Origin of the sequence: Paenibacillus sp. KN14-4R (assembly GCF_052180255.1) — a bacterium.
Lineage (GTDB): Bacteria > Bacillota > Bacilli > Paenibacillales > NBRC-103111 > Paenibacillus_AM.
In genome coordinates, this window is sequence record NZ_CP197466.1 from 3,883,932 (window position 1) to 3,905,481 (window position 21,550).

23 protein-coding genes are annotated in these 21,550 nt (G+C 43.8%); all 23 read right to left on the reverse strand.

All coding sequences use genetic code 11. The annotated features are described in order from the left end of the window. Window positions 1–87: 87 nt before the first annotated feature. Window positions 88–615 (reverse strand): S1 domain-containing RNA-binding protein, encoded by a 528-nt coding sequence (locus ACSBOP_RS19155; RefSeq protein ID WP_442602086.1) that lies wholly within the window; start codon window positions 613–615, stop codon window positions 88–90. 113 nt (window positions 616–728) lie between these two features. After that, complete coding sequence (locus ACSBOP_RS19160) at window positions 729–941, reverse strand: FtsB family cell division protein (RefSeq protein ID WP_442602087.1); 213 nt, start codon at window positions 939–941, stop codon at window positions 729–731. A 136-nt stretch (window positions 942–1,077) separates the two neighbouring features. Further along, on the reverse strand, window positions 1,078–1,650 hold the full coding sequence (yabQ, locus tag ACSBOP_RS19165) for a spore cortex biosynthesis protein YabQ (RefSeq protein WP_442602088.1): 573 nt from the start codon (window positions 1,648–1,650) through the stop codon (window positions 1,078–1,080). Further along, on the reverse strand, window positions 1,647–1,928 hold the full coding sequence (gene yabP / locus ACSBOP_RS19170) for a sporulation protein YabP (protein WP_442602089.1): 282 nt from the start codon (window positions 1,926–1,928) through the stop codon (window positions 1,647–1,649). The genes yabQ and yabP overlap by 4 nt, the downstream gene beginning before the upstream one ends. Window positions 1,929–2,055: 127 nt before the next feature. Then, entirely contained in the window at window positions 2,056–2,328 is a 273-nt protein-coding gene (locus tag ACSBOP_RS19175; RefSeq protein ID WP_442602090.1) for an RNA-binding S4 domain-containing protein, read from the reverse strand. After that, window positions 2,328–2,600 carry an HU family DNA-binding protein gene (locus ACSBOP_RS19180; protein ID WP_442602091.1) on the reverse strand — a complete coding sequence of 91 codons (273 nt, stop codon included), beginning with the start codon at window positions 2,598–2,600 and terminating at the stop codon, window positions 2,328–2,330. Before ACSBOP_RS19180 ends, ACSBOP_RS19175 begins: the two co-directional genes overlap by 1 nt. A gap of 137 nt (window positions 2,601–2,737) precedes the next feature. After that, window positions 2,738–4,243 (reverse strand): nucleoside triphosphate pyrophosphohydrolase, encoded by a 1,506-nt coding sequence (gene mazG, locus ACSBOP_RS19185; RefSeq protein ID WP_442602092.1) that lies wholly within the window; start codon window positions 4,241–4,243, stop codon window positions 2,738–2,740. A 43-nt stretch (window positions 4,244–4,286) separates the two neighbouring features. After that, window positions 4,287–6,026, reverse strand: a complete 1,740-nt coding sequence (locus ACSBOP_RS19190; RefSeq protein ID WP_442602093.1) for a putative polysaccharide biosynthesis protein — start codon at window positions 6,024–6,026, stop codon at window positions 4,287–4,289. Window positions 6,027–6,144: 118 nt separating this feature from the next. Continuing rightward, on the reverse strand, window positions 6,145–6,687 hold the full coding sequence (spoVT, locus tag ACSBOP_RS19195; protein WP_442602094.1) for a stage V sporulation protein T: 543 nt from the start codon (window positions 6,685–6,687) through the stop codon (window positions 6,145–6,147). Between the two features lie 240 nt (window positions 6,688–6,927). Next, on the reverse strand, window positions 6,928–7,980 hold the full coding sequence (locus ACSBOP_RS19200) for a foldase protein PrsA (RefSeq protein WP_442602095.1): 1,053 nt from the start codon (window positions 7,978–7,980) through the stop codon (window positions 6,928–6,930). Next, entirely contained in the window at window positions 7,967–11,488 is a 3,522-nt protein-coding gene (gene mfd, locus ACSBOP_RS19205) for a transcription-repair coupling factor (RefSeq protein ID WP_442602096.1), read from the reverse strand. The genes ACSBOP_RS19200 and mfd overlap by 14 nt, the downstream gene beginning before the upstream one ends. A gap of 86 nt (window positions 11,489–11,574) precedes the next feature. Beyond that, window positions 11,575–11,805, reverse strand: coding sequence for an anti-sigma-F factor Fin (locus ACSBOP_RS19210; RefSeq protein WP_442602097.1), 231 nt, complete (start codon window positions 11,803–11,805; stop codon window positions 11,575–11,577). Between the two features lie 102 nt (window positions 11,806–11,907). After that, window positions 11,908–12,468: an aminoacyl-tRNA hydrolase gene (gene pth / locus ACSBOP_RS19215; protein WP_442602098.1), complete on the reverse strand. Its 561-nt coding sequence runs from the start codon at window positions 12,466–12,468 to the stop codon at window positions 11,908–11,910. Between the two features lie 66 nt (window positions 12,469–12,534). Further along, window positions 12,535–13,926, reverse strand: coding sequence for a bifunctional UDP-N-acetylglucosamine diphosphorylase/glucosamine-1-phosphate N-acetyltransferase GlmU (glmU, locus tag ACSBOP_RS19220; RefSeq protein WP_442602099.1), 1,392 nt, complete (start codon window positions 13,924–13,926; stop codon window positions 12,535–12,537). 137 nt (window positions 13,927–14,063) lie between these two features. Then, the gene (gene spoVG / locus ACSBOP_RS19225) at window positions 14,064–14,348 is read right to left on the reverse strand and encodes a septation regulator SpoVG (protein WP_036655543.1); all 285 of its coding nucleotides are present in this window, start codon (window positions 14,346–14,348) and stop codon (window positions 14,064–14,066) included. 208 nt (window positions 14,349–14,556) lie between these two features. Continuing rightward, window positions 14,557–15,384, reverse strand: coding sequence for a pur operon repressor (gene purR / locus ACSBOP_RS19230; protein ID WP_442602100.1), 828 nt, complete (start codon window positions 15,382–15,384; stop codon window positions 14,557–14,559). Window positions 15,385–15,541: 157 nt separating this feature from the next. Then, window positions 15,542–17,107, reverse strand: a complete 1,566-nt coding sequence (gene ptsG, locus ACSBOP_RS19235) for a glucose-specific PTS transporter subunit IIBC (protein ID WP_442602101.1) — start codon at window positions 17,105–17,107, stop codon at window positions 15,542–15,544. A 162-nt stretch (window positions 17,108–17,269) separates the two neighbouring features. After that, a complete protein-coding gene (gene ispE / locus ACSBOP_RS19240) occupies window positions 17,270–18,124 on the reverse strand; it encodes a 4-(cytidine 5'-diphospho)-2-C-methyl-D-erythritol kinase (protein WP_442602102.1) in 855 nt (284 codons plus the stop codon). A 116-nt stretch (window positions 18,125–18,240) separates the two neighbouring features. Then, complete coding sequence (locus ACSBOP_RS19245) at window positions 18,241–18,399, reverse strand: small, acid-soluble spore protein, alpha/beta type (RefSeq protein WP_442604532.1); 159 nt, start codon at window positions 18,397–18,399, stop codon at window positions 18,241–18,243. Between the two features lie 134 nt (window positions 18,400–18,533). Next, complete coding sequence (gene veg, locus ACSBOP_RS19250) at window positions 18,534–18,809, reverse strand: biofilm formation stimulator Veg (RefSeq protein WP_258210045.1); 276 nt, start codon at window positions 18,807–18,809, stop codon at window positions 18,534–18,536. Between the two features lie 229 nt (window positions 18,810–19,038). Further along, window positions 19,039–19,932 (reverse strand): sporulation peptidase YabG, encoded by an 894-nt coding sequence (yabG, locus tag ACSBOP_RS19255; protein ID WP_442604533.1) that lies wholly within the window; start codon window positions 19,930–19,932, stop codon window positions 19,039–19,041. Between the two features lie 66 nt (window positions 19,933–19,998). Beyond that, window positions 19,999–20,907: a 16S rRNA (adenine(1518)-N(6)/adenine(1519)-N(6))-dimethyltransferase RsmA gene (gene rsmA, locus ACSBOP_RS19260; protein WP_442602103.1), complete on the reverse strand. Its 909-nt coding sequence runs from the start codon at window positions 20,905–20,907 to the stop codon at window positions 19,999–20,001. Continuing rightward, window positions 20,908–21,453, reverse strand: coding sequence for a ribonuclease M5 (rnmV, locus tag ACSBOP_RS19265; protein WP_442602104.1), 546 nt, complete (start codon window positions 21,451–21,453; stop codon window positions 20,908–20,910). It lies immediately after the preceding gene. Between the last annotated feature and the right edge of the window lie 97 nt (window positions 21,454–21,550).

Consider the following 21,550-nt stretch of genomic DNA (forward strand, 5'->3'; position numbering starts at 1 on the left):
TGGTAGGGATTGCCGTAAGGATATGTCGAGAAGAGAAAACAAAAAACCACACTTATCATAATAAGTGTGGTTGAATCTCTAAACCAATTAGTCGCGTCTTCCGCCACGTCCACCGCGTTTAGACTCGGTGCTCTTTTTCAGAGACGAAATACGTTCTTCGCTATCTTTTAGGAAACGAGACATTTTATCCTCAAACGACATCCGATTGTTCGCCGGCTTGAAACCACCGCCACGAGGGCCACGATCTCCGCGAGGGCCACGGTCACCACCTGGACGACCCATACCACCGCTGCTAGGACGACCTGCGCCACCTGGAGGACGGCTACTAGATCCATCGAATCGACCGCCTTGCCGTTCTGGACGAGGGGCATCAGCAGGCTTGTCAATCGTCTGTTTAATCGATAAGCCAATTTTCCCATCCTTGTCCACATTGATCACTTTAACAGTAACTTTGTCATTCAGTTTCAAATGATCATTGACGTCTTTCACATAGTTGTCTGCAATTTCCGAGATGTGTACAAGGCCGGTGACTCCTTCAGAAAGTTCGACGAATGCTCCAAAGTTAGTGATTCCGGTCACTTTTCCTTCTAACTTGCTGCCCACTTCAATTGCCATAAAATAAAATGTTCCTCCCTTAATATGTTCAAAAAACAATGGCTATGCAGATTATAACCGATGAAAAGAGCACGGTCAACACTACTCGAGCCCTTTTTTCCATCTATACCCATTTATGGGCTTGGGGTCGTAAATAACGTTTCCCCATCTTTGGTGTAGTTCAGTTCTTTACGAATTTTTTGTTCGATATATTCCTTATCGTTCAGACGCGCAATTTCTTTCTTTGCTGTTTCTGTCGTCTGCTGAACCTGCGCCAATTCTTTACTTAAATCTTGTAACTGTAATTTCTTATCCTTAAGCATCCCTTGCTGATTCCATAATGTCACTAGAGCCCATCCTAGAAAACATAGCAGAAAAACCGGTAGTAAACGTAATTTACGACCCGATTTTTTGGAGGTCCTTTGCACCGCTTTTTGATTCGTATTATTCCGCACCGTGCAACCTTCCTCCCGCTAAGAGCAATTAAGTATCTTTACGACGAAACCGACTACGGACCCATCCGACTACACGTTTTACAAAAACAGGCATTTTGATGAATCGAATCATAGGACGAGTTATCCACATAAAGAATCGCCAAAAAGGATACAACAATTGTAGCACAGTTTTGCCTAGGAAAATAGCTATCGCACATAAAATTCCCCAAATCACCACACTAGCGCGGTATAATCCTACCACAGGTGCGATAATAAAGATTTCTACCACTCTCACACACAGCTTGTACAGCCACTTTACAGCCTGTATAAGCAGCTCTATCGTCCTTACAACAAGTCTACTGAATATAAAATAATAGACGATTACGCCTGCTACTAGGCCTATAAAAACGAACAATCGAATTTGTCCATGATTACTTTGGTATAACAAACGGAAAATCAGGATCGTCGCCACAATCCAATAGACCGTGTCGATTACCATTAAGCTCCACCGAGGTAAACGTAGTTCCTGATACAGCACACGAAATATATCATATATACTGCCCAGCGCCATACCTCCGCAGAACATCATGAATAACGTCATAAATTGAACGTGAAGTGTCACTTAAACAGCTTTCCGAAAAGTCCCTTGGATTTCTCTTGGGAGTGTGCGTCCACATAAGAAAGATCATGAACGAATCCTTCAATGGCGACAAGACCTTGCTCAAGGTTTAAATTTTTGATGTGCAGATTCTGCCCTTTAATCATTAAATAGCCACAGTCTGTCTCAAGCAAAAATTCTTCACTGTCAAAGCTCTCGACATTCAGAACACCTGAAATTTCGAGCAGCTTGCGATTTAGCATCTTGATCTCTTGACGTTTGCTTTTAGTCATATCGTTCATAGGCATATCCCCCTCCTTCTACCATTAACGTATGGAGGAGCTTGGCCATTTAGAACTAGAAAATAGCTTCCGTAATACAGCAAATAAAAAGAGAGCCCGATCCGATGATCGCAAGCTCTCTATTTTCCTAAAAAAGAGGTTCGTTCTTATAAGGTTCTTCCTTCAGAAGGGTAAACATATTGGCAGCATCTTCTTTACGTGTCGACTCCGAAAGCATGTCCACTCGCACCGTAACTTTCTTCTGTCCGAATTGAATGGCAATCTCATCGCCGACCTTCAAAGAAGAGCTTGCTTTCGCATCTCGTCCGTTAATCCAAACTCGGCCTTGGTCCGAAACGTCCTTAGCCACTGTCCGGCGTTTAATCAGTCGAGATACTTTTAAAAACTTATCTAAACGCATTACTTAACTGCTTCTTTAAGCTTGTTACCAGCTTTGAATGCTGGGATTGTGGATTCAGGGATTGAAATCTCTTTACCTGTTTGTGGGTTACGTCCAGTACGACCAGAACGTTTGCGAGTTTCAAATGTACCGAATCCGATTAGTTGTACTTTATCTCCTGAAGAAAGAGCTTCCGTAATTTCACCAAGAACACCGTTTAATACCGTTTCAACGTCTTTTTTAGTTAATCCGCTTTTTGTCGCGATGTTGTTAATCATATCCGTCTTATTCATAATTTCATTTACCTCCCAAAAAATAGTTGAATGAGTTCAATGCAAATCGTATGATCCGCATTTCTTTATTCTGGATAGCCTTTCAAATTCCTGCTTTCGACAACTAGGATCGAAGAACTTTTTTCGTGATATCCAATTCAAGGACGATGTTTCCCTTTCTCCTTCGCTTCTTGCCACAAGGCTTCCATCTCTATTATATCAGTTTCGTCAAAAGATTTCCCCTGTAGGCGCAAACCCTGTTCAATGTAATGGAAACGATCAGTAAATTTACGAGTAGCAGCAATTATCGCTTCCTCCGGATCGATTTGCAGCTTTCTAGCTACATTCACGATAACAAAGAGTAGATCGCCTAATTCCTCAAGCTGATCTGGCTGATGACCGCTCTCGATTGCCTCACGTACTTCAGTAAGCTCCTCTTGTACTTTATCCAGTACGTCCAACGCACTTGGCCAGTCGAAACCGACTTTGGCTGCCTTCTTCTGCAGCTTCCATGCTTTTAAAAGGCCCGGCAAATCTCGCGGTATTCCTGCAAGTATGGATTGTTCCTTTGGTTCGATACCTTTGCTTCGCTTCTCCTCAGCTTTAATACCATCCCAATTCGCAAGCGCTTCTTCGGCATTATTCGCATTACGATCACCAAATACATGTGGATGACGTCGAATAAGCTTCTCATTAATCGCTTGAATGACGTCATAGATGGAAAATACACCTGTCTCTTCTTCAATCTGAGAGTGGAACATAACCTGCAGCAGCAAGTCACCTAATTCCTCGCGCATCGCATCTGGATCATCATCATCAATGGTTTCAAGCACTTCATATGTTTCTTCGATTAAATTGTTACGAATCGAAGTATGTGTCTGATCACGGTCCCAAGGACAGCCTTCTGGGCTGCGTAAAATCGCGACAATTTCGTGCAAACGATCGAATGAACGAGCTTTCACGATCTCATTGTCTGAACGCGGCACCCAAATGAGTGACAGATTGCCGTAATCTTGAATGTGATCCAATTCATAAATGGGCACTTGCTTTATCTTCTCTTGCCCAGGCACACCTAAAGCGTGTCCAACTGTGACCTTATAATCATCTGGATAGCGCTCCATGAGCGTAAGCTTCGCATCAGATGCCGTATACACATCGTACACTTGTCCAATGATCATATGGGTTTGTGTATTTAGCATACCTGCTGTCATACTTGTGGCATCTAGCAGTTGGAAACCATCAATCGGATCAAAACCAAATCGTAAGAAGGCTTGATCCAAAAAGCTCTCACCACCCAAGATCTGAAGCTCAATACCTAACTCTGGGCATCTTGTGCGAAGCAATTGTACCGTAAACTCTGCCACCATTGGATGCCCCGGGACTGCATAAATGATTTCCTGATCCGCATGTTCGGTAGCTCGTTCCATCAATTCATGGGCTATGCCTTCATATACTTCCTCAAAGCTTGCACTTTGCTCATATTGCGCATCAAATGATACGTAAGCGATGTTGTTGTCATGAAGCAGGCTAATCATCGGGTGTTGATCCGTTCGAAGATAGACTTTATTCGCAGCTTGCAGCTTCCGCCATACGCCAAGTGTTAGTTGATTCTCATCACCAGAACCTAGTCCGACTACCGTAATTCGACCGGAATGTAACGTCATCTGTTGTATCCTCCTTCAAAAATATAAGATCAGCTAGGGTCGCCTAGCGCTTCTTCAGAAAAGGTTTCAGCCGCTTATATACGGCTGGCACATGCTCCAAGGTGCTGATGTCCAGCACCTTCAGCTTCAGCAAGGCGCCGACATATACAGCGGCGCCCACAAGCACGGCGACCAGCGTCAGCACGGTCGCCGCAAGACGCTCTGGCAGCGGATGTCCCGCTGCCGCCAGCCCTGCCTCGCCTCCCCTTAGGAGGGCGAGCACCACAACTCCCATCACGCCGCAGGCGACGATGGAGAGGATTACCGCGCGCCAGCCCGTCTGCGCCGCGCTTGTACTTGTGCGCGCACGTACGCGCACCAGGTTGAGCGCCGCGCAGACGGCGAATGCCGCGACGGCGGCGGCTGCTCCCCCCGCAATGCCATAGCGGGGGATGAGCACAAGATTGCCGATGATCTTGACGGCCACGGCAATCAGCATGTTAACGGCGGGGGCACGTACCTCGCCGATACCATTGAGCACGCTGGTCGTGACGATGTTCAGCGTGCTGAAGATAGCAGCGAATGCAAGTATCGACATCGCCGTCGTTCCTTCCGTGGTCGCATACAGCATAACATCGACCGGCTCTGCCATCAATGCCAGCCCAACCGAGGCGGGAAGCCCGATCAGCCACGTAAGGCCGATCACAGTCTGGGCACTTTTGTGAAGCAGTATCTCTTGACCGCTTGCCTTTGCTTCTGCAAGAGCAGGCACAATCGCCGCTCCCATGGCGGATGCAATCATCGCCACAAGCTGCACGAGAGGAAGACCATGATTATATAATCCAAATTGGCGCATCGCCTCTTCAGAACCATCACTACCCACATGCAGCAGCCTAGGCATTGTGAATGTATCCACAATATTGAGAAGTGGTACTGTGATTGTCCCCAAACATACCGGAATCGCATAAAGGAAAATACGACGTGCGAGTTGGCCATTACTCTCTTGTCCGAATCTTGCTCGCTTCGGATATGTATGAGAGGAATAGTTATCTTTGCCTTTCGCAACACCAGAGCGCCACCAATAATAAAGCATCACAATTAATCCAGCCACTGCACCTAGAACAGAACCAAACATACCGCCAGCTGCAATTGTCGCAGCATCCTGATGAGCTCGTACAAAAAACCATAACATGATGAGCATACCGGCAACACGTACAAGCTGTTCAACTACCTGAGACACCGCAGGCCCCGTCATTTGTTGATAGCCTTGAAAATATCCACGTAATACGGACATAAGCGGAATAACCAACATGGCCCATGAAACTGCACGTATGGCCGGTGCTGTACCTGCTACCCCAATCCAACTTGCAAGTATGTCCGCCCCAAAGTATGTCAGCATAAAGCACAAGATCCCCGACACACTTAGCAGCCAGCTGCTCACACCAATGACTCGTCTTGCTCCAAGGTAATCCCCTAATGCAACCCGTTCCGAAACAAAAGCAGCGACTGTCGTTGGGAATCCAGCCGTAGCAAGGAACACGATAAAGATATAGAGGGGATACACCGCGCTATACAGCCCGAATGCCTCGTCCCCAGCCATATTTTGCATCGGAATTTTTTGCAATGTACCTAGTAACTTAGACAAAATCGCAGCTAAAGCAAGAATAGCAGCACCTTTAAGCAACCTACTGCCGCCAACGCTTTCATTCCCCATAGGCTTCACGATTTCATTTGATTCCTGCTCTATATCAGTTTTACCATTTCGTTTATTTTCAGACGGCTTACTCGCTTGACTATGCGTCATTGCATCGTTCCCCTTCACTTGCTTGACCCCATTATAGCTTAACCCAAACAAAAAAGCTTCGCCTACTCATGAACGACAACGTCGTGAGTAGGGAAGCTTATCGCTTTTTGCATTCATCTTACTGTTCCATTTGTTTAGCAAGGAAAGCTGCTGCCGTTTCAGACATCTTCGTTTCCATTTGAGACATTTTTGCATTGTCATCTTTTGTGATCAAGATAACAGAACCAATTGGATCTCCACCTGCTACAATTGGAGCAACCACAAACGAACTGTAAGTTTCCGGCAAATCCTTTAAGATGTCATAGCTAGCTGTGTTGCTCTCCAAGGTCGACTTACGGTTCTCCATACAACTTTCTACAATGGAGCCAATTTGCTTGTCCAAGTAATCTTTCTTCGATCCACCTGCAACCGCAATAACGTTATCACGATCTGTGATGATCGTTAAATGACCTGTACCTTCAAACAAAGATTCTGCATATTCTTTTGCAAAATCACCTAACTCACTGATTGGCGAATATTTTTTAAGGATAACTTCCCCATCACGGTCTACAAAAATTTCAAGGGGATCCCCCTCGCGGATACGTAGTGTGCGACGAATTTCCTTTGGAATTACAACTCTTCCCAAATCGTCAATGCGACGAACAATGCCAGTAGCTTTCATATTTCTAGTTGCCTCACTTTCCTCGGATGAATAATTAACTGGGCTTCAATTACCTTTTATCGTTGCAAGCGGAGGGAGACATCCAACTTTAGCCATAGTATTTATCGTCTCTCTCCAACTTATACAAGATGCTTCCAATCATCCCAATCCTATGTACATCTTTATGGAAGCTGTTGGTTTAATTATGTCCATAAAAAGCAAATAAAAACAGGATGCTCCTACAAGCATCCTGGTAAGTTATTACTTTGTTGCAGGACTAGGACTCGGACTTGCGCTTCCTTCTGGTTTCTTGCTTGGTTCAGCGCTTGGTGATGGTGTTGGGGTTGGTTTCGGCAAATTATTTTTCTCAATTAGACCCGGAGCCTCTTTTTCAGTGAACTCACTCATTTGCTCTTGGGCTAATGAAGAACGAAGTTTTTGCTTTAACTCGTCAAGTGTGCTTGTTTTACGTGAATCCACACGCATGACATGATAACCAAATTCAGACTTAACTGGCTCACTGATTTCATTAATCGGTAAAGTCGTCGCGGCATTTTTAAATGACTCAACAAAAGTATTCATCATTTGAGAGTCTACATTTTCATATAGACCGCCTTTATCTTTTGAACCTGGATCATCGGAATACTCTTTGGATAGCGCATTAAAGTCGCCACCTGATTTTAGCTTCGCTTGTACTTCTTTGGCTCTTTTAAGAGCTTCATCTTCCGTGCGAAGATCTTTTTGAGTTTGCGCATCTTTTGTCGCAATTAAAATGTGGCGAACATTAGTCATTTCAAACGCATGCTTATCTTCCACAAGACGCTTGTCATACTCCGCTTTTACTTGCTCTTCTGTAATCTTGCTCTCAGCTGCGGAAGCTGCATAAAAACTTAACTTCATGAAGTCCTCGATATCCTTGAATTCAAGCTTATTATCTTTAAGGATCTTGTCCTTACCGCCTTCTTGTTGTTGAAGCATTTCATCAAAAGCTTTCATTTGCTCAGCTAGTTTTTTGTCTGCTTCTGCTTTCACTTTATCGTCAGCTTTAGCTGCTAATACCTTATATGAGACAAGTTGCTTCAGCAATTCTTGTTGAAATGCAGGATCTGTTGTGTACTGCTTGAACATGGGATTGAGCATGGCATTCAAGTTAACGAACGTATCAAATTCTTTTTGTGTAACTGTGCCATTGCCTTTGTAAGTCGCGGCAATACTTTCTTTTTTCCCACATCCCGAAAGTGCGGCAACGACTACTAAAACGGCGATTAGAGCAAGTGACCATTTCTTTGACCATTTGTACTTATTTTGCTGCATTCTGTAGTTCTCCCTTCGTCTTAAGAGCATCTTTATATTTTATTAAAAATTGTTCGATTGCATCTAGCGCATCTTGTTGTTTCAAGCCTTTTCCCTGATAGGTGACAATAAGCTGTGCACCTGCAGTAAGCTTGATTCTACCGCCGAAGCTATTTGCAATTTCAAATAATTTTTGACCATCAACTCTAGTGTTCTGATCTGGATGTACTTTTATAAAGTAATCGTCACCTTTTTGACCGAACGACTCGATGTGATACTCAGCACCATAGGCTTTAAGCCGTGTGGCTGCCAGTAATTGTACGACTGCGAGCGGCGGTTCACCGAAGCGATCCAATAATTCATCATACAGATCTTCTGCTTCTTCTACCGTGCGAATCGCTGCCACTTTTTTATAAATCTCTATCTTCTGCATGCTATCATAGATATAGTCAGAAGGCAAATAAGCGTCTAGTTGCAGTTCTATCGCTGTATTCCACTCGTCCGCTGGCTCTGTATTTTCCCCGCTCATCACCAGTTTTTGCTTCTTAATTTCATCCGCCAGCATTTGTGAATATAAGTCAAATCCGACTGAAGCAATAAAGCCATGCTGCTCTGCTCCCAGTAAGTTTCCTGCACCACGGATGGACAAGTCTCGCATTGCAATTTTAAAACCAGAACCGAGCTCCGTAAATTCTTTAATGGCTTGTAAACGTTTCTCAGCTACTTCAGTCAATACTTTATCTCGCTGATACGTAAAGTACGCATAGGCCACTCGATTCGAACGACCTACCCGTCCACGCAGTTGATATAGTTGGGAAAGTCCCATTTTATCCGCATCATGAACGATGAGTGTATTTACATTCGGAATGTCCACACCTGTCTCAATAATGCTCGTAGATACAAGTACATCGAATTCACCCTCAAGAAAATCCAAGATCGTCTTCTCAAGTTCCTGCTCACCCATCTGACCATGCGCAACAGCAACACGAGCATCAGGAACAAGCATCGAAATTTGCTCCGCGATCTGAGTAATGCCTTGTACGCGATTGTACAAATAGTAGACTTGCCCTTCACGAGCTAGCTCCCGCTCAATCGCTTCGCGAGTGAGAGTATGGCTGTGCTCAATGACATAGGTCTGAACCGGGAACCGGTTCTCAGGCGGTGTCTCAATAACCGATAAGTCACGAACACCGAGCATGGACATATGAAGCGTACGCGGAATCGGTGTTGCGGTCAGAGTCAGCACGTCCACATTCATTTTTAACCGCTTAAGCTTCTCTTTGTGGGATACACCAAAGCGCTGCTCTTCATCAACGATAAGAAGACCTAAGTCTTTAAACACGACATCTTGCGACAACAGACGGTGTGTACCGATAATGACGTCGACAACACCCTTCTTGACCCCTTTTAACGTTTCGGTCTGTTCTTTCTTCGATCGGAAGCGACTCAATACCTGTATATTAAATGGATAGCCAGAGAACCGCTCTTTAAACGTTTCATAATGCTGCTGCGCCAAGATAGTCGTTGGAACCAGTACAGCCACTTGCTTACCATCAATAGCTGCTTTAAATGCAGCACGTATAGCAACCTCTGTCTTTCCGTATCCCACATCTCCGCAGAGGAGACGATCCATCGGACGGCTAAGCTCCATATCGCCTTTGATTTCTTCAATCGTCCGCAATTGATCATTCGTCTCATCATAAGGGAACATGCTTTCAAATTCGTTTTGATAAGGACTATCCTTAGAGAAAGCATATCCTACTGTCGCTTGGCGCTGTGCATACAGTTTAATGAGATCATCTGCAATATCCTTCACGGATGAATGAACTTTACTCTTCACACGATTCCAGTCCGCGCCACCTAATTTATAGACCTTTGGCTCTTTCTCTTCGGAACCGACATACTTCTGGACCAATTCAATTTGGTCAATCGGTACAGAAAGCTTGTCGCCACCTGCGTAAAGAATGTGCAGATAATCTTTATGCATACCACCCACGACTAACGTACCAATACCAACATACTTCCCTATACCATGATTGACATGAACTACGTAATCGCCGATTTTTAATTCTTGATAGCTTTTAATCCGTTCAGCATTCTCTATCTTCTTATCTACTTTTCTAGCTTTCCGCTGTTTTTGCGTAAACATTTCGCCTTCCGTAATAACGATCAAGTGAATGGAAGGTAGTTCAAAGCCAGCTTGCAGGTTGCCATTGACAATCTCAGGTTCCGAAATGCCATAGTCGCTTAGCACACGCTTCACACGATCGATCCGCTCCTCGCCAGAAGCAACAAGCATCACTTTACCGCCTGTCTTCTTCCAACGTTCCATCTCTGTTTTAAGTAAGTTCATTTGACCGTGGAAATTTTGCATGGCACGACTCATGAAGTTCACGATGTTTTGCGGTTGTGTTTGTGGCACTTGGCGCAGAAACAGCGACAAATACACCGTAGGCCACGCCTTGCGGTGAAGCAATGTTTCATATGATTTTGACAATACAAGAGCAGGCAAAGAATGTCCGTCCTGCAAGGCATGCATCATCCACTCCGCTTCATCTCGCTCTAATTGCTTCGCAGTCTCTATTAACCGTGTCGGTTCTTCAATAATAAGAATCGAGTCATTCGATACGAAGTCGAGGAATGTCTGACGTTCTGGATACAAGAGTGAAATATAAGAAAATAACTCGGTAAAGATAACGCCTTCGCGCATACGCTCAATATCATGATTGATGCCTTCAACGAGTCTATCTTTGGCTGTACGATCCGCCATCTTTGCTAGCTGAGCTTGCAGCAATTCATACGCTGCATTCGCCGCTATATCCAATCGCGTCCGATCCGCTAATATTTCACGACAAGGCAATACCGTTATTTGTTGCAGTTTCTCAATGGAACGTTGATCTGCCACATCAAAGGTACGGATTGAATCAATTTCATCATCGAACCATTCAAAACGAACCGCATTGGACGATGTTAATGGGAAGAAATCGACAATTCCACCGCGAACACTTAGCTCACCTTTGGACTCCACACGCTCTACACGTTCATAACCAAACAACGTCATCCGCTCCAAGAAGGCTTCCATTGCAAGTGATTCGCCAACTTTCAGATGAAGCTGTGAGGACATAAACACTTCTTTATTCGGCAAAAATCTCCGGATACCCGCATAAGGGACGACGACAATACCCCGATAACCACATGCAAGCTTGGTCAAAACTTCAATACGCTGTGCCATCATCTCTGGAGAGGCGACTGCTGTTTCTGCTGCTAGGAGTTCCTGTGCTGGATAGAGCAACACCTCATCTTCAGACATACACTCCACTAAATCTTCTGCAATTTTTTGAGCGGCAAACATATTGTGAGTCACCACAACAAGGGGTTTATCAAGGTCTCTGTACATCGCTGCGATCATAACCTGTCGGGAGGAGCCTGCCAATCCAGCAACCAGTTGTTCTTTCATTCCACCGCGTATACCTGTCACAATGGATTGAAAATCAGAATCTGCGGAAAAAGCTTTGATCAGTGCTTGCAAACAATTACACTCCCCTCACAAAAAGAAGCCGAGGCACGAGCCTAGGCTATGTTTATTTGAAATTTTAGACCGCGAAATAGGATGAATTACTGCAAAGGATTCCCTAAAAGGGAAAGCTCCGGATTCGTATGAAGCGCTTCCTTACAATAATCACACACGACCCGTACGGTTACATCTCCATTTAAGTCATACGATATTATATCGTTCCGCTCTTCAGGGGTCAAGAAATGGAAACCCAACTGGTACTCCGAAACTGTGGAACCTTGAATTTCCCCCAGATTCGTCTGGCAATGAGGGCACATATACTTTATTGTCATCAATGTATGCCTCCTTCTGCGATCATATTACTTCCTAGTATGACCAATTCTTCAGAAAGTAGGCATCCTATCTCAGATTTTATTAAAACGGGTTACACGCTATTACGTATTAAACTTTGCCATTGTTCGCTCAAAGTCATTTGTTAGCACGAATTCCATTGCATCACTGAGCTTGTCCAAAATCGGATCCATCGTCTTGAATTCCTCTTTGCTAAAAGGTGACAACACATAGTCCACAATTTCCTTGCCAGGTAGTGGTCTTGAAATTCCGATGCGCATTCGATTAAACTCCTGCGTACCTGTATGCTGAATGATCGATTTAATGCCATTGTGACCACCAGCACTTCCCTTATACCGAAGTCTAATGTTGCCATAATTCGTATCCATATCATCATATAACACAATGACATCAGCTAAATCAATTTTATAAAAATCCATAAGGGCACGCAGCGATTCCCCAGATAAGTTCATATAAGTCAAAGGTTTGAGTAAATAAACTTTCTGTCCATTTACGTTTCCTTCCGCTAGTAGGCCTTTGCACTTTTTCTGATACGAGCTGAAGTTCCATTTTTTCGCAAAATGGTCTACAGCCATGAATCCGATATTGTGCCGCGTATTGGCATACTGGGTACCTGGATTTCCTAAACCTATGAAGCACTTCATTGGTTGTCCTCCTTGCAAACAAAGGTTACGACCGCAAGTACGGCGTAACCAGTTCATGATGAATTATTACTTTTTGTTACTACGAGCTTTTAATTTATTACGCATGATTTCTGCATAACCTACCTTAGTCTCTTGACGTACCCGTGCAACCGCAAGGTCATTGTCATCCACATTATGTGTAATCGTAGAGCCTGCTACAACAAAACTTCCGTTACCAATCCTAACTGGGGCAACAAGATTCACATTGGAACCGATGAAGGAGCCGTCGCCTATTTCTGTCTTATGCTTATTGAAGCCATCATAATTGACTGTAATCGCGCCACAACCGAAGTTAACATCTGATCCGATTGTCGCATCTCCCACATAGCTTAAGTGTGACACTTTGGAGTTATCACCAATCGTCGCATTCTTCACTTCAACGAAATCGCCGATTTTCACACTCTTGCCTAGCTTAGCACCAGGACGAAGGTATGCGAACGGACCCACATGTGCCTCATCATCAACTTCTGCATCCAAGAGAACAGATTTATAAATCTCAACGCCATTACCAATCTTGGAGTTCGTAATTTCCGTTTCTGGCCCAATAACACAATCTTCTCCGATAACTGTATCGCCTTTAAGAATCGTCCCAGGCTGTAGAACCGTATCTGAACCAATACGAACACCTTTTTCAATATACGTATGCTCTGGATCAATGATCGTAACGCCATTTACCATGTGACTTAAGTTAATTCGCTCACGCATATAACGTTCTGCTTCTGCTAGCAACACACGATCATTTACCCCGATTGATTCTTTCACATCATTTGAACAGTAGGCTTGAATACGCTCACCGCCAGCTTTCATAATGTGCAAAACATCCGTTAGGTAATATTCGCCTTGCGCATTGTCATTTGTGACTTGTGCAAGTGCCGCAAACAATTTCTCATTATCAAAAATATAAGTCCCTGAATTAATCTCAGAAATAAGTGCTTCTTCACGTGTACAATCTTTTTGCTCCACGATCTTCACGACATGACCTGCATCATCACGAATGATGCGTCCATAACCTGTTGGGTTTGGCATTTCTACCGTAAGAATCGTCGCAGCTGAACCCTGCTCACGATGCTGCTCCAGCATAATCTGCAAGGTATCCGCCTTAACGAGTGGGGTATCTCCACAAATCACAATCGTTGTACCTTCAAGACCAGCTAAAAGCTGATTGGTCTGAAGGACAGCATGACCTGTTCCCTGTTGCTCTGCTTGCAATGCATATTCCAATCCATCGCCTAAGTATTGTTGTACAGCTTCCGCTCCATGACCGACAACTACAACCGTACGATCTACATGTATCTCATTTAATGTATCTACGACATGACCTACCATTGGTTTGCCACACACGGGATGCAAGACTTTATACAATTTTGACTTCATTCTTTTGCCTTGTCCCGCTGCTAGTACGACCGCATATAGACTCAATCCTAACAACCCCTTTTAATCGTTTCACTCTTCATTTCTCTTGGAACCATCTACTCAACTATATTCACAATCAATATATCTTAATTCGTTTCAAAAGAAAAGAGAGCCCATTATGGGCTCCCGTTTCGTCTAACATCCTATGCGCCTTCTTCGATAACTTCTTCTTCCGCTGCTGCGCGATCGTATTCCGCTAGCACTGCCGCTTGAATCTTCTCACGAGTTGTGGAAGAAATAGGGTGGGCTATGTCTCGGAATTCCCCATCTGGAGTACGCTTGCTTGGCATTGCTACGAACATACCATTGTTACCATCGATAACACGAATATCGTGAACAACGAATTCATTGTCGATCGTAATAGAAGCAATCGCTTTCATTCTTCCTTCGGAGTTTACCCGACGAAGTCTAACATCTGTAATTTGCACTGTGCTCACCACCTTTTTCCATCGAAGACTTGCTGTATATTTCAACATTCCAATTTAAATTCCTGCAAGAAAAACTAACAAATTGCTTAAAAATTAAAAATAAATTGTAAATTGATTATTATTCGACAAAAGTGTATAAAAATAGCGTTTATTCGACATTTTTCCCAACTTATAAAGGGGAAACTTTCATGTGAATAAACTGCTGTTTTTATGACTTATTGGAAAAATAATTTCCTGGTTCAACGATTACTTGCTTCGTTTTGGAATCCACACCAGAAAGTTTAGCAAGTGAAACAAAATCCTCCACTAAATGCTCTTCCACTTCACCAGACTCTACAAACACACCGACACCACTTACACTTGCTTTGAATTCTTTAAGTAAATCTTTCATCCCTTGGATGGTTCCACCTGCACGCATGAAATCATCGATGATCAACACTTTAGATTCTTCTTTAAGTGCACGCCGTGACAACGACATCGTCTGAATACGCTTATTGGAACCAGAGACGTAATTAATCGATACAACAGAACCTTCTGTTACCTTATTATCCCGACGAACAATAATGACAGGTACGTTCAAGTACGAAGCAACTGCATAAGCAAGCGGAATCCCTTTCGTCTCAACAGTCATTACACAGTCTGCTCCACTATCCGCAAAGATCGTAGCGAACATCTTCCCAACTTCATTCAGAATCGCAGGTTGACCTAAAATATCCGACATGTATAAATATCCGCCCGGCAATATGCGATCTGGTTGTCTTAAGTCCTCACAAACCTTCTGTACAAATTGAAGGGATACATCCTTCGGAAGCTTCGGTATAAACTTCACACCGCCTGCTGCACCGGCCATCGTATTTAACTCGCCAAGTCCCTCTTCCTCAAAAACTTCTTTAATAATCGTTAGATCCTCACTAATTGAGGATTTAGCTGAATTGTAACGTTCTGCAAAAGTAGTTAATGGTATGAGTGTATGGGGACGAAAGAGCAAATACTGCGTCATTTCAACCAATCTGGCGCTTCTTTTTAACTTTTTCATACCGCACCCCCTAAAATCCGAATATTGTAATCAAAATATATCATTTTTATCCGGGTTTACACAAGCTTTAGACAAATAGTAAGAAAAACCTAGCCCGAGGCTAGGTCCTTTTAACTCTTCGTATAATCCCAAACGCTTAATATACTATAATTAATCGCTAGGTTTCTCTGTACCCTTCACCATCCTTCGATGCTTCCAGCTCCATACTTTCTCTTGTAATGATCTCACTAATTTTTGTCTTCAGGATGTCCGATTTCGGACCGAAAATCGCTTGAATATTATTACCGACCTCTAATACGCCAGAAGCCCCGAGCTCCTTCAACTGACTTTTATTTACCTCTGCCGAGTTCTTCACGCTCACGCGCAGCCGCGTAATACATGCATCCAGCGATGTGATATTCTCTTGACCGCCGAGTGCTACCAGAATATTGCGGGGCAGTTCATCCGCATCCTTCGCACTAACCGTTCCTCTTTCTCGGATAACTTCTTCTCTACCTGGAGTCCTTAGATTAAAGGCACGAATAGCAAAACGGAAGCCAAAATAGTAAATAACCGCCAGTATAAGACCAACCACGATAACTAACCACCAACGCGTACGATTCGGCAGTACACCAAACAGCAAGAAGTCGATGACGCCGCCTGAGAAGGTCATCCCTATTTTCACATTTAACAATTGCATCGTCATGAACGATAATCCTGCAAATAACGCATGCACCGCGAAAAGAAGGGGTGCAACGAATAAGAAGGAGAACTCTAACGGTTCCGTAATTCCTGTCAGGAAGGACGTCAGTGCTGCTGAGCCCATTATCCCAGCCACCAGTTTCTTTTGCTCAGGTCTTGCTTCATGGTACATCGCTAACGCTGCTGCAGGTAATCCGAACATCATGAACGGAAATTTCCCGACCATGAACGTACCTGCTGTTAAGTTCACGCCATCCGCTAGTTGGGCAAAGAAGATTTTCTGATCTCCGCGGACGAGTTCCCCGGCTTTATTCACATACTGACCGAACTCGAACCAGAACGGCGAATAGAAAATGTGGTGCAATCCAAAAGGAATGAGCGATCGTTCAATAACCCCGAATACGAATGCCGCCAAAGTCTGATTTTTATCAATCATACTGTGGGAGAATGCATTCAAGCCGCCTTGAATCGGGGGCCATAAAAATACCATGATTATCCCGATTATCAGAGAGGATGCCGCTGTAATAATCGGAACAAATCGTTTACCTGCAAAAAATCCTAAATAGGAAGGAAGCTCGATCGTAAAAAACCTCTTATACAGCACTGCTGCCAGTACACCAACGATGATCCCCCCGAATACCCCGGTCTGCAGCGTACTAATCCCCAACACGTTGGCATACGACAAATTCGTGGCGACCATTGCCGGTGTAATACCAATGACGATTTTCATCGTCACATTCATAACGAGATATCCGATAATTGCCGCCAATCCAGCAACACCATCACCGCCGGCAAGACCAATAGCCACCCCCACCGCAAACAATAAAGATAAATTATCGAATATGATTCCTCCCGCATGCTCCATAACTTCTGAAATCCCTCGGACGGTTTCATTGTCAAGAGAAGGAATCCATTCCAGCAATGACGGGTTATGCAATACATTCCCTAAGGCAAGTAGGATCCCCGCAGCCGGCAATATCGCTACCGGAAGCATCAGTGCTTTACCGACTTTTTGAAGTACTCCGAAAATATTTTTGAACATCCCATTAACCTCGCTTTAACAATTAGCTGACTGTGCCGCTTGTTGAAATTTTGAAGTTATTATGTCCTGGAATAGAATAATTACCAAGCTGTTATTTTGCCCTTTCCAAAATAAATAGCCCGTAAAATCCATAATAGGATTCTACGAGCTATTTAGCATTTGCTATGTTAACATCCTGACTGCATACACATCTTTGCAAAATCCTCGTAAGCCGTTATAAATCCGAGCTACCTTAGATTCCTTTGACACCAAACCAAATACGGTCGGTCCCGAACCTGACATAAGTACACCGTCAGCTCCCAACCTCTGCATACATTCTTTCAGATGACGAACTTCTGGATACAAATCCAAAGTTACCTCTTCTAGCACGTTGCCTAGACCCTGACATAGCTCATCGAACTGCTTGTACCTGATGGCATCTGCTACACGCTGTGTGGAGGGATGCGATACAATTTTGGAAGCATCTAATTTGCCATACACTTCTGCAGTCGATACATTGATGGGTGGTTTCGCCAAAATGACCCAACATTGAATCGGATTCACGATCGGCTCTAGAATTTCACCGCGTCCACGAGCAATAGCTGTTTCCCCTGTAATACAGAAAGGAACATCCGACCCCAGCTTCTCGCCAAGCTTTTGCAACTCTGTTGTACCAAGACCAAGTCCCCACAGACGATTGAGTCCACGCAGTGTCGCTGCCGCATCACTGCTCCCTCCTGCAAGTCCTGCAGCAACGGGAATCTTTTTATCCAAATGTATGTATACGCCTTTTTTCACACCACAATAATCTTTAATGAGTTTGGCCGCTTGAAAAGCTAAATTCTTCTCATCGAGCGGAATATACCCCGCTTGTGAGGAGATGATAATGGTATCCCGTGGTAATTCCTGCATTTCGATACGATCTGCCAGATCGACCATCGTCATGATCATCTCCACATCATGGTAGCCATCTTCCCGTTTACTTAGCACATCAAGAGACAAATTGATTTTTGCGGGCGCTTTTTCAAATACTTTCATTGATTCACCTACTTTATTTGTGCGTTTGCCCAGAAATATTTGATCCTATTATAGCAAATGCCCATAAGAAAAGCTAAAGCACTCTCGGGCTTTAGCTGAATCGTTTAAAAAACCTATTATTTAAGTCCTTTGGAAGCGGCATTTTCTGCAATCTGGATTGCACGCTTGACCATATTTCCTGCATCTTTCGTGCGAATGCCTCCCCAGCCTTCTTTTTCAACCGTTTCATAGAAACCTAAGTCCTTTGCTAACTCATACTTGAACTGTTCCGACATGACACTGCGTCTACGAGCCAAATTTCATGCCCTCCTTTGTTTGTAAGGTACAGTTAGTATGTGCATGGAACCCGCTGCTCATTCTAATGTCAGAGCACAAAAAAAAGAAGTAAGCTCTTGGGGAAGCTTACTTCTTAATTCTGTATATAGGTGATTCGAACTTGTCCATCATTATCACATACGGTAACTTCTACGGACTCAGTCAGTATATCTGCATAACTGTAAGACACACGTTTGAACGATTGTTGTTCTTCGTCCAACTTCACAATGAAAACAGATGGGTAGGTTTCTTCTAGTACACCAGAGCGTTCAATGGTTTTACGACGGCCACCGTTCGCACGCAACATGATCTTCTGACCAACATGAGGTTCAAGACTACGTTTGATTTCGAGCAGAGCATTCTTTGCCATTACGACTACCACCTCTTTCCATTCAATTATAACCGATTGTCCTCCGCATGTCAAACAAAGACAAATATTATATCAGTGTAGTAAATCAGTTGTCAACGGTACTTCTCACATTTTCAACTTTACGACTTTATATTTTGTAATTGCAGTTATTTTTATACATTGTACGACAAAAAAACACCAGAAGCTTGCTTCCGGCGTTAATAAATTGAATGACAATTTAGGTGAACGACTATACGGACAACGGTTTTTGTGATGGAATTTTTTCCAATCTTGGAAGTCCCATTCGATGACAACCCCTTGATTCAACACCGCCTAATCCTTCGAGACCAGTCACTGTGGACTCCATTAACTCAAGCATGGAAATCGTGTTTTTGGTCGGGGTATAAGATACCTTCGAAGCGATAAAAAGTGGATCTAAAGCATGGATCAGTACCCTCGCAGGGGAGGAGGCAAAATTAGCCCCGGCACTTAACAGTGCCTCGAAGTGAGATTGGCAAGCTCCTGCAATGACAATCAGCGCATCACGATTACGTTCATAATTTCGAGCCACTTCTACCGCTTTCACGAAATGTCCGGAATTTTTATAGGATGATAAGGAGTAAATATCAAGGTCAGAGCGATTTCTGATAAAACCGTCATGACCAGTCACAACCACAATATCCGGTTTAATTTGTGGTAACAAACGTTCCAAAGCTCCTGCCATTTGAGATTCCGCCATGTGAAGCCCCTGAACAGGAATACGTAAATCTTCATACATCGTCATACATTTGCGTAGGTAGAGCGGATCCCCATCCAAATGCAGTACTTTTCCAGGCACCTCAAAATAATAATTTCCTACTTGCTGTCCCTTATTCGTATGAATATTACTTTGTTCTCGGTGCATCGCCACCCGATCACGCACTAGCCGACGCATCGGTTCAATAGTCTGTGGTGAATGAAAACGAGAAGAATCCTCGATAGGATCAGCCTTCACTTGTATAAGATCAGAAACAGGAGCATCTGCAAGCAGCCTATAGTCCACGCCGCGCAGAACGACCCGCTGGTTGATTTGATCTACCGATTCTACACGAAAAACAATGTCTCCGCCGTATGACTTCCTTTTAACTAGGTCACCCTGCCCAATCACAGAATCCCCTCCTTAGAGTTTATCCTATGGTTAGTGGGCGTAATAGGTGCCTATCCCGAGTCACTATTCTTTCACTTGAGCCAAATGTGCACGAAGCTGTTTACTTAACTCTGCAAATTCACTAATACTCAGCGTCTCTGCACGTCGATTCGGCTCAACACCACTTGATAAAAGAATCGCTTCTAAGTTTTTCTTCGTTTCTTTGGAGAAGAAGCGTGCCCCTAAATTGTTATAGATTGTCTTCCGACGTTGTGTAAAGGAAGATTGAACCACATCAAAGAAGAACGCTTCGTCTTCAATCTCAACTGGCGGCTTACCGCGTAAAGTCAATTTGATAACGGCTGAGTCGACATTCGGTGCTGGTACGAATACCGTCCGCGGCACAATGCATACAATCTCCACATCACAATAATATTGAACCGCAATCGATAACGAACCGTAATCCTTGCCACCTGGATTTGCAGCCATGCGATCGGCTACTTCTTTTTGAATCATAACGACAATATGCTCAAAAGGAAGCTTTTCTTCGAGCAGCTTCATAATAATCGGTGTCGTAATGTAATAAGGCAGATTGGCAACTACACTCACACCATCAAGCCCACTGAAATGTTCTTCGAATATACCAGAAAGATCCTGTTTCAATACATCTCCATGTACAACGGATGCATTCGGATAAGGTTCTAATGTTTCTTCTAAAATCGGTAATAATCGTTGGTCAATCTCTAGCGCCACAACTTTACCTGCTGCCTGTGCTAGTGGTTGTGTCAAAGCACCAATACCAGGTCCAATTTCTAACGCCCCTTTACTTGGCGATAATTCAGCTGCCCCTACAATTTTACGCAAAATATTTGCATCTGTTAAAAAGTTTTGACCTAAGCTTTTTTTCATGACTAAGCCGTATTTTTTAAGAATTTGATTCGTTCGGCTTGGTGTCCCAACACCTTCGTGTGAAGCTTGTTTATGATTATTCATTTATGACCCTCTTTTATCTATAAGTTCGACTGCCGCCTCAAATTCCTCACGGGAGATTTGGAAAGCTGTACAGCGTTTATGAAACTGTTTTCCATTACAATACCCTATTCCGAGAATTTTGCCCACTTCTAGACGCCGTGCAGCCGCCTGTGGGTGAACAAGCATGCCTGCTTCTACTAAATCCTCTACCGTCAAGACAGATACAGCACCTGTATATTCTGTCTTAACTTGGCTAAGCGCATGGCGTATGGCTTCAGGCGAAGCATTCTCCACTCCAATATCACCACGATACTCTGCAAGCTCTCTTGGAAGGAAAGCATGTTTACAACCGGGTACTTTAGATGAAATAATTTTGCGGATGCGTTCCCCAGCATGATCAGGATCTGTAAAGACAATCACGCCACGACGCTGCTGCGCAAGCGCAATTCGATCCAGAATCGCTCGATTAATCGCTGATCCTCCTGTTTCGATCGTTTCCGCTTGAACTGCGCGCTTGATAGCTACTGTATCATCTTTTCCTTCGACAACGATTATTTCTTGGATCATAAGCTCCCGCTCCCTTCCTTTCAAAACACACTTATACGCACAAAAAGAAGAGGGGACTCCCTCTTCTTTGCAATTCTCCATCTATAAAGTATACAAT